A 10028-nucleotide genomic window follows, 5' to 3' on the forward strand; every position below is an offset into this window, starting at 1 on the left:
TGCTGCTTTTAAAGATCAGTCGGTTTCGCTTTGGCAGGCGCCTTCGCTAAATAAAGACAGGGATAATGAATTCAGGCCTTCGATTTGGTTGGGGGACAACAGCAAAATTTATTTCTCCCGTACCAGCCGGGATCTGAAAAGGGTTGATATTTGCATGATCGACATCAACAGTGGCAAAGTTTCTCCTTTAATAGACGAGCGTTTCAATACCTATGTAGAGGTGAACCGGCCAGGTCTTGTTAATGACGGTCAGGAGATCATCCATTGGTCTGAAAGAGATGGCTGGGGACATTTCTACCTTTTTGACGGTCAGGGAAAACTGAAAAATCAGATTACAAAAGGTGCTTTTCATTGTGAAGCCATTGTAAATATTGACCAGAAAAAAAGGGTGTTGTACTTTACGGCCAATGGACGTGAAGGCAAAGAAGATCCTTATTACCTGCATCTGTACCGGGTTAACTTTGATGGTTCAGGATTGAAATTGCTGAATAACGGAGATTTTGATCATGCTGTTAGTATGAACGATGAGGGAAAATATTTTGTTAATAATTTTTCCAGGGTAAATACTGTTCCTAAATCTGTGTTGATGGACAATGCGGGCAATAAAGTGATGGATTTAGAAACAACAGATTTGTCTCTGTTGATGGCTACAGGTTATAAGTTTCCGGAACCTTTTAAAGTGAAAGCAGATGATGGTGTTACTGATATCTATGGGGTGATGTATAAGCCTTTTAATTTTGATCCGTCAAAGAAATATCCGATTATTGAGTATGTATATCCCGGGCCGCAGACAGAAGCTGTGAACAAGTCCTTTAGCAAAAGCATGGACCGGACAGACCGTTTGGCACAGTTTGGTTATATCGTGATTACGGTAGGGAACCGGGGAGGTAATCCGGCACGCTCCAAATGGTACCATACTTTTGGTTATGGAAACCTTCGTGATTATGGGCTTGCGGATAAAAAAGCAGCTGTTGAACAGCTTGCTGACCGTTATTCTTTTATAGATGCAAATCGGGTAGGGATCACCGGGCACTCTGGCGGGGGCTTCATGTCTACCGCTGCGATGCTGGTTTATCCCGATTTCTTTAAAGTGGCTGTTTCCAATGCCGGAAATCATGACAATAGTATTTATAACAGATGGTGGAGCGAGAAGCATCATGGTGTAAAGGAAATTATTTCAGCTAAAGGAGATACGACTTTTAAATATAGTATAGATAAGAATCCGGAGATTGCTAAAAACCTGAAAGGTCATTTAATGATCATGACAGGTGATGTAGATAATAATGTGCACCCTGCGAATACCATCCGCCTGGCCAATGCTTTGATGCGGGCGGGCAAGCGTTTTGAATTTGTGATCATGCCTGGTCAGCGGCATGCTTTTGGTGACCTGACAGAATATGCTTTCTGGAAATTAGCTGATCATTTTAATAAATACCTTATTGGAGACTTTACTTCTTCGGATCAGGTAGATATATTGGAAATGGACAGAGAGGTTGAAATGAATGGGAAGAACGGCAGATAAGTTATATCTGATATAATAAAAGCGAAAGGCCGCATCACGTTTTTAGTGATGCGGCCTTTCGCTTTATTAACTCTTTAAATTTACAGATTGAGTTTTTTTAGCAGTTCTTTAGATAAGGCTGCTTTCGGAACAACTAAACTTACCGTGTTGATGGCAAAATAAGGTTCGGAAACTTCAATATATCCTTTAAAAGGACCTACTTCTCCCCAGGAATTTTTTACTTTAAATAAGATCTTACCTTCTGGAGTTTGGTCCAGACCGATCAGGTGCATTAAGTGATCATCTTCGGTAGTCAGGTTCTCATACAGTTGCTGACGCAATTCCTGTGAATAACTGCGTTCCTTGATATTGGGGTTCAGGCTGGGCTGTTTTCCGTCTTCTTTGTTTTCAAATAGCATTGCATAGCCTTTTTTCTGCTGAAAATCGCTATTGCTGACATCTGCATCCCACATAATGGTATAACCATTTTTTAACGCGGATTTGGTCAGACTCAGCATTTCATCCAAAGGAATATTATAGAAAGACCCATTTGCAAAATTATCTGGTGCCTCTAAAATAAAGGATTCGTAAAATGGATGATGGGTAAAAGAGGTAATACTGACATAATCTTTTGGATTAAACTTCAGAACATCTGCAGCGAAAGATTTTGCTGTATAGGTTTTTCCTTTGTAATCGAAATTTGCTGGAGGTACGCCTATTTTCTGGTTTAGGATCTGCTCATAGCCTTTTAGCCAGTCTGGATTTAAAGGTCTGCTTTTAAGTGTGCTGTCCAGATACGTTTTTAGGGCTGTTTCCAATCCGGAATGGTCTGGAATTGTTCCGCTTACACCTTGAAAGGCTTCTTGCGGCATGGCTCCATATAAAGCAACCGCCCGGATCAGGTCATGGCCAAGACCGCCTTCACCAAATTGGGCTTTGCCCTGGCGCAAGATGTAGTTTTTAGCTTTTTCTATATAAATGTTTCGGGCCGTAAACATTTCGCTCAGGTCAAATTCGCCTAAACCTTTACGCATTTCTTCAGATTCAATGAGAGAAGTGGTAGAGTAATTCCAGCAGGTGCCGGATTGCCCCTGGTTCTTTACAGAAGTTGCTTTATTGTCCTTAATGATTTTAAGGGGTGTTTCCTGTGCATTTGCAGCAAGAATAAAGCTGATGCTGCAGGCCAGTAAAAAGGTTTTTTTCATTGGAGTATATTTTGATTTTTAAAGGTTATGAAGCTATCATGAGCAATATTCATTTTTTTTGTGAGTGTTTGCTCATTATGGTTCCATTGGGCTATAGTTTTTTAGAACAGGTTAGTGATATGTCCTTCTCAAAGAAGGGAAAATTCTGTTTAAAAATACCAATTTCTATACAAATAAAAAGCCCCGGCAAATTTTGCCAGGGCTTTTTTATTGATTAAGTAGAAGTTCTTAGAAGTGGAACATTACACCTAATTTAGGAGCAAAAGTGTTTGCATCTAAACCGAATGAGTTAGAAGATGCTTTAGCACCAGTTGCTTCAACTTTAGTTTGTGCATGCTGATATTCTAAACCGTTAACTGAAAATTCGATACCGATATGTTTAGTAGGGAAGAATGCAAAACCTGGAGCAACAGTTACACCGATGTTTGTAGTGGTACCTAATTTATCGCTGGTGTTACCTTGAACATCAATGCTTTTGTAGTTACCAAACTGCATAGGAACTGCAACTTGTCCGAAGAATTTAAATTGATCAGATAAAGCTACATAGTAACGGCCAAAAGGAGCAACTTCAAAAGCCTGAGTTAAAGATCCTGTTGTTACTGCTGTATTTGCAACTTTGTCGTAAGTATAACCAACTCCGGTACCGATAGCAAAATTGTTGCTTACAAAATAACCAACGCTAGGTACAATGCTGAAACTTACGTCTGATTTTGGAGCACCATTAGCTTTAGTTGAAAGGAAACTTAAGTTACCACCAAGCATTGTATTTCCTTTTTCAGTTTGAGCTTGAGTAGTGAAAGCTAAAGCAGCAACAGCAGCGATTGATAATAGTAATTTTTTCATTTTCTTATGATTTTAATTTATATTTCCGGTCAGTTTTTAATGTTTATATTCTGACCATTGTTGTCATATAGTCAATGCCTGTGCCAAAGGAATATTTTGAATCCGCATCGCTGGGGCGCTTTTTTGTAAAGTGCTAATTGATAGTGGAATAAAAAAATGCATTTGATCCTTTATTATTTTGCAATGACAATTAACAATTTCTTTAAATTAAAATAACATTAAAAAATTCAGTCAATTTGACTTTATTTGTAAGATTGTCAGCTGATATGTTGTACACTTTGTCATACATGGTGTCTGGTTACCGGAGGGATGTAAGGCTGTAAAGAAATATTTCCTGAAAAAACTTATATTTCATAAAACTATTGCACCCCCTTTATCTGTTATAACATCATGAGATTATCTATAGACCGCAAGCCAGTAAAAGTATATCCTGACCCTAAAAGGGTAATTGCAAGATTTTTTTTTAATGGAGATGATCGGGCAAAAGAGGTTATAAAACTTGTTTTAAAGCTCTCCAAAGAGGAGGTCTTTGGCTTAATATCTCCATTGCTGCAGGAATATTCCAAAAGGCACCGGAATATTACGAAGATCCTGGCACGGCACTGCAAGAAGATTAAATATTGTATCGAAGCCATTGGTGTGGATTATGAAAGTCTGGATAAATACCAGCGTCTGCTGATCGGATCATATTTTACCCATGAGTATTCCATAGAATCGGCGGCATTTTTTAATCCATCTATAGTAGAAGATCCGGATCAGACAGATCTTGTTGAAGGAGAAAAAAGAGTGATTATAAGTTTCAGGGCAGTAGGTGAGGGACATATTTCTTCTGTGGTATTTAGAAGGGCACTGATTGACCGAGACAATAACATTACTGTAATCCCTTCCGGGAATTATATTGATGAGGCTGAGGTGATCAGGAATGCTGTATACAATAAGAAACTGTTTTTGAAAAAAGCAGCAGATTCTATGATCGATATTGAGGTGCTGGACGAAGTAGGGAATAAACTCGAGGATAAATTTGATTATGCACAACTCAGAAAAGTAAGTATCGATTCCAAGAATCTGCAATCAGATGACTTGAAGAAACTGGAATATGATAAGATCCTCTGGCTATCAGATACTTATCATGAGATGAGTTTTTCCAGGGATACCGATATTTCAGACCGTGTCATTTTTCCTATTTCGGAGTTTGAACGTAAGGGAATAGAAGATGCCAGGTTTGTTCGTTTTATTAAAGAAGATGGTACTATTATTTATTATGCCACCTATACTGCATTTGATGGGGCTATGATTATGCCTAAACTGTTGCAAACTACAGATTTTTATGATTTTAAAGTGAGCCCGCTTCATGGTATGGGCGCTCAAAATAAAAACCTCGCTCTTTTCCCCCGAAAGATCAACGGAAAATATGCCATGATGTCCAGAATAGACGGTTGGAACAATTACCTGATGTACTCTGACAAGATCAATGTGTGGGACCATCCGGTAAAATTACAGCATCCGGAATTCCCCTGGGAGTATGTCCAGATCGGTAACTGTGGTTCTCCAATAGAAACTGAGGCCGGCTGGCTGATCATTACGCATGGGGTAGGACCAATGCGAAGGTATTGTCTGGGTGCAAGTTTATTGGATATTAATGATCCTTCTATTGAAATAGGCCGGCTTAGTGAGCCACTGGTTATTCCCAATAATGACGAAAGAGAAGGTTATGTGCCCAATGTACTGTATTCTTGCGGATCTATTATTCACAATGGAGAATTGATCATTCCTTATGGCCTTTCAGACTATTGTTCTTCGTTTGCGACTGTAAATCTGGAATTATTGCTGGACAAACTTAGAGAATCGAAATCAAACCCTTAATATCTTCTGGTAGAGTTTAAGATAGTCCTCTACCATTTTTTCGGTAGAGAATTTCGATACTGACCAGTCCCTGCAAGCTCTTCTTTCCAGATGATGAAGTTGATCTACTGCCCGGATAGCCTGTTGTTCATTCGATACAAGGAATCCAGTTACCTGATCCTGTATCAATTCTGGCATAGAACCGCGGTTAAATGCAATAACGGGAGTTCCACAAAGCATTGCTTCAGCAACACTCAATCCAAAAGGTTCGTCAAAACTGATGGGATGTAATAAGGCTGATGCTTTTCCAAGTAACTCGTTCCGTTCTTTTGGACCTTTGGATCCAAGAAAAATGATCTGATCATTTAAGTAAGGTTCAACTTCGCGCTTAAAATAACCCTCGTCCTGAACTATGCCTGCAATCAGTAGTTTTTTCTTGCTTTGCAAAGCGATACGAATAGCTTCTGAGGTACCTTTGTGTGGATGAATTCTGCCAAAGAAGAGTAAATAGTCTTCAGGATGTTCATTAAAACTGAATTCTTCTTTATTTAATCCATTATAAACCGTAGCTGCATAATGAAGGTCCGGATGTCTGTCGGAATTGCTGATGGATACATAATGACCAGTGTTATTGTACTTTTTGTACACAGGAATGATTTTCTCTGAGGAAAAGCCATGAATGGTGGTGACCACAGGAGTTTGAATGAGACCTGAGTAACTGAGGGGCAGGAAATCAAAATGGTTGTGGATCAAGTCAAAAGAACCTGCCTTTTCCATCAGATTACTGATGTGAAGACATTCCACCACTTTTGCATCGAGAGAACGGTCTTCTTCGTAGCCCTTGGTAATTACGGCATCTAATTTTCCCGCAGTTTGGGAATCTCCTGTGGCAAAAAGTGTCACTTCGATTCCTTTTTTGACCAGGCCTTCAGTGAGATTCGATGCAATCTGTTCCCATGGGCCGTAATGACGTGGAGGTGTTCTCCACGCCACAGGCGATAATACGGCTACTTTCATTTTGTGATTTTAGGGAATTAAGAAGCGGATAAATTCTGCGTATCCAGCAATTCTGTGCTTTGAATGAATTCGTATTCAAATTCAAGTGCTTTAAGGACCATCAAATGTGAGATCCAATAAGCGAGTGTACTTTCTGCACCCTGGTTACGGTTAACACCATGTGGCTGCAAACCGTCACCACATCCTTTGGTTTCATGATCATACAAAGGCAGCCTTAAACTGTTTTCACCAAGGAACCACTGGTAGCTTAAATACATGTGTTTGATGTACTTAAGGTCACGTGTAATCTGGTAGGCTTTGAAATACATGAGTACCATGGCCATCGTTTCAATGGCTTGCTGGTCGTAAACGGCCATTTCTTTGTTACGGTATAGCCAACCATCATTGCCCACAGGATTAAGATAACCTTTGTCTAAGGTTTTCTGCGTCAGGAAATCCATACTTTCCAGAGCGATGTCCATCGATTCCTGGTCACGCGTCGTTTCGTAGTGGCAAAGCAGGGCTAAGGGAAGTAATGCATTGTCATAGGTCAGCTTATCTTCGAACCAATACCAGTCAGGACCTTTCTGGCTTTTGTAAGCTTTCTTTAAAGGTATTGCCAGCTTAGTCATTTGCTCAATCATCCCTTCATCATAAGGATTGGCTTTTAGAAAACTGCTTAAGCCAATCATCGTATTGGCAATTCCCCTTAAATGTTCCAGCTTGCTGAAATGGGGAATAGACTTTACAAAAAGCTCCCTCGCAAATTCTTTGTAAGAGTTATTTGGCGCATTATTGATCAGGTAACCCAATGCCCAGATGGTTCTGCCAAAAGAATCTTCAGAGCCAACTTCGTCCAGGTATTCCCTTCTGAAACTCAGGAAATTTCTGAAGTTTCCATCATCACACTGCATGTATTGAATATAACTCAGGTAAACAGGTAAGAGTTGTAACGCAACTTTACTCTTGTTTTGCTGATAGGCCAGTATAGAAGCGATCAGCGCTCTTGCATTATCATCCAGACAATAGCCTTCCTTTAAGTTAGGAATTCCATATTTTGCGTGCTGAACAATACCTGTATCGTCTGTCAGGCGTTGTATATGGGCAAAACTGAAGGCCGGCATCATATCCGGATCGATAATAGGTTTATTCTCTTCCACGGCAAGTTCGGCCTCAGCAATTGACTTTTGTAAAGCTTTGATATACACTTTACCTGTGTTCGGCCAGCGCAAATGCATGCCGTAATCGTAAGCATTCTTTTTCATCTTAGCTAGACGCTCCGGATCGTCAAAAAGTTCATTTACAATAGATGCCAGTGCATCATGATCTTTAAAATCAAATAACTTGCCCCTGTTATCTGCCAGCAATTCCTGCGCATGCCAGTACGGAGTGGAAATTACTGCGGCTCCAGCGCCTACTGCATAAGATAAAGTTCCGCTGGTAATTTGAGCTTCATTGAGGTAGGGGGTAATGTACATGTCTGCTGCAGTAAGGAAGTCGAACAATTCTTCTTCAGACACGAATTTGTTAATGAAAATGAGGTGGTTTTCTACGTTTAACTTTCGGGCCAGTTTTTTTAGACTGTCTCTGTATTCCTCTCCCGAATTCCGGATAACGCCAGGGTGTGTCGTACCCAATACCACATACATCACATCCGGATGTTTCTTTACAATTTCCGGTAGGGCATTTACAACGGTTTCAAGTCCCTTATTGCGACTGATCAGACCAAAAGTGAAAAGTACTTTTTTGTTCCTGAATGCATTGGATTGCTTTACAGGATTGTTTTCTTTGGATTCAAGATTGGGAACGCCGTGCTCTATCAGTTGGATTTTTTCCAGCGGGATATCATATACACTAGTTAAAAAGCCAACAGCCCTGTTGCTCATGACCACGATCTTTGAAGAATATTTTGCAATTTCACGGATAATGGTGAGTTGCATAAAGTTCGGATCCTTTAACACCGTATGAAGAATGGTGATCAATGGTTTTTGCAGCCTTGCAATAAGCGGAAGGATATAAACTCCATTTTCGCCACCGTAAATTCCGAATTCGTGTTCTAATATACAGACATCAGATAAACTGGTATTGATATAATCAGCACCTCTGATGTAATCTTTTTGGTTGTCTTGTCTGATGACATATTTGACTTCCTTAGGGTACTCATATTCATTTAAATTATCAGAGTCATTCATAGCAACAACAAAGCTGTCGTCTGAAACTATTTTATCAAGTCCAATAGCATGAAGCAAGTTGTTGTTAAAAGTAGCAATACCGCATTCGCGCGGTGGGTAAGTAGATATATAGGCTATTTTCATCGGTATATTTTTTTATGAACAAGAATCATCACCAGGTTGAACTGGTTCGATTCAGGTATAGAACAAATAATCTGCTTAAATGTTCATTTTTCGAAAATTTTTAAAGGCTAAAGCTTTTTTGATGTGTTTTTGAAGCTTTCTCAGTGGGAAAATTCCAATATAATTATTATTATATAATGATTTTTATTTATTGGTTAAACAAAATGTTTTTTACAGGAATAAATTGTTTAACTTTTTAAGGAATATCTGTGGTTTTTGTAACGGAACAAGGATGTTTGTACATAGTGGTACAAATATTGGGGTGTGGGCCTGAAGAAAAACACTAAATTTGCCCTATGCCATTTATTAAGACACCAATCGCGAAACTGCATTATCAGGAATATGGAACGGGGAGCAAAGTGATGCTGGCCTTCCATGGATTTGGGATGAAAGGAACGCAGTTTGGTTTAATGGAGCCTTATTTGGGTAAGCATTACAAGATGTACAGTTTTGACTTGTTTTTTCATGGCGATACTGTTCTTCATAACGGGTCGCTGCCCCAAATTAGGGAGGGTATTACCTCTGCTGTGTTTGCAGAGCTGATCGTTGCTTTTATCAAAGAAAAAGAACTGGAACAGCAGCCATTGACATTATTGTCTTATAGTATCGGAGCCCGTTTTGCGCTGGCACTGTTACAGGAATTGCCGCAAATGATTAGTGGAGTTTATTTTATTGCTCCCGATGGTATAGAACCCAATAAATTACTGGTCAGTGCAGCCGAGAACCGGCTGATCAACCGGAGTTTCTGGAGATTGGTTTCCAGCCCTAAAACAGTAAATTTTCTGCTTAGGGTGCTTCGTAAAACGCGTTATATAGATGATAGTCTGGAACGGATCCTGTCAAGAGAGTTTGAAACGCATGAAAGCCGCCTGGCCTGTTACAATACGATTACTTACCTTAGAAAACTTTCCTTTGACCGGGAAAGATTGGCTGCACTGATGAATGATCATGCTATAGAGATCAGGATGTATTTTGGTCAGCACGATAAACTTTTCCCGCCTTCTATAGGGGAACGGTTTAAAAACCTTGTGCCTAATGCCTACTTGCATATATTTGACGAAGGGCATGAATTGGTCAATGCGGAGCTATGCAAGGTCATGGAAGAGGAACTGGAAAATCTGATGAGCCTGAATTATGATCAAAGATAAGCCGCTTAAGATGGTGCATTACCTTGGGGTAATGGTGGAAAAGTATATGCTAAGGCATTTTTCTAAATTGATGATTGTGGGAGAGGTACAGACGCAGACCGATAAAGCAGCCCTGGTATTGCTCAATCATTTCAGTTTC

At 39.8% G+C, this 10028-nt stretch carries 7 protein-coding genes; 3 read left to right on the forward strand and 4 right to left on the reverse strand.

Annotated elements, in window-relative coordinates; translation table 11 throughout:
• The coding region (locus VNZ46_RS24665; RefSeq protein WP_325563591.1) for a S9 family peptidase at window positions 1-1522 on the forward strand (1522 nt) is incomplete at its 5' end.
• An 80-nt stretch (window positions 1523-1602) separates the two neighbouring features.
• Here the strand turns inward: VNZ46_RS24665 and VNZ46_RS24670 are convergent.
• Complete coding sequence (locus tag VNZ46_RS24670; protein ID WP_325563593.1) at window positions 1603-2706, reverse strand: C1 family peptidase; 1104 nt, start codon at window positions 2704-2706, stop codon at window positions 1603-1605.
• Window positions 2707-2934: 228 nt separating this feature from the next.
• Window positions 2935-3549, reverse strand: coding sequence for a porin family protein (locus VNZ46_RS24675; protein WP_325563595.1), 615 nt, complete (start codon window positions 3547-3549; stop codon window positions 2935-2937).
• 390 nt (window positions 3550-3939) lie between these two features.
• Here VNZ46_RS24675 and VNZ46_RS24680 point away from each other — a divergent pair, with 390 nt between their 5' ends.
• On the forward strand, window positions 3940-5412 hold the full coding sequence (locus tag VNZ46_RS24680; protein ID WP_325563597.1) for a glycoside hydrolase family 130 protein: 1473 nt from the start codon (window positions 3940-3942) through the stop codon (window positions 5410-5412).
• Here VNZ46_RS24680 and VNZ46_RS24685 read toward each other — a convergent pair.
• Together VNZ46_RS24685 and VNZ46_RS24690 are read right to left on the reverse strand one after the other, a co-directional pair.
• Window positions 5401-6408, reverse strand: a complete 1008-nt coding sequence (locus VNZ46_RS24685; protein WP_325563599.1) for a glycosyltransferase family 4 protein — start codon at window positions 6406-6408, stop codon at window positions 5401-5403. The genes VNZ46_RS24680 and VNZ46_RS24685 overlap by 12 nt on opposite strands.
• A 17-nt stretch (window positions 6409-6425) precedes the next feature.
• Window positions 6426-8702: a glycosyltransferase family 4 protein gene (locus VNZ46_RS24690; RefSeq protein WP_325563601.1), complete on the reverse strand. Its 2277-nt coding sequence runs from the start codon at window positions 8700-8702 to the stop codon at window positions 6426-6428.
• Window positions 8703-9037: 335 nt separating this feature from the next.
• Between VNZ46_RS24690 and VNZ46_RS24695 the strand changes: the two genes are divergently transcribed.
• Window positions 9038-9889, forward strand: coding sequence for an alpha/beta hydrolase (locus VNZ46_RS24695; protein WP_325563603.1), 852 nt, complete (start codon window positions 9038-9040; stop codon window positions 9887-9889).
• Window positions 9890-10028 lie beyond the last annotated feature (139 nt).

The sequence above is a fragment of the Pedobacter sp. genome (genome assembly GCF_035566355.1).
GTDB lineage: Bacteria > Bacteroidota > Bacteroidia > Sphingobacteriales > Sphingobacteriaceae > Pedobacter.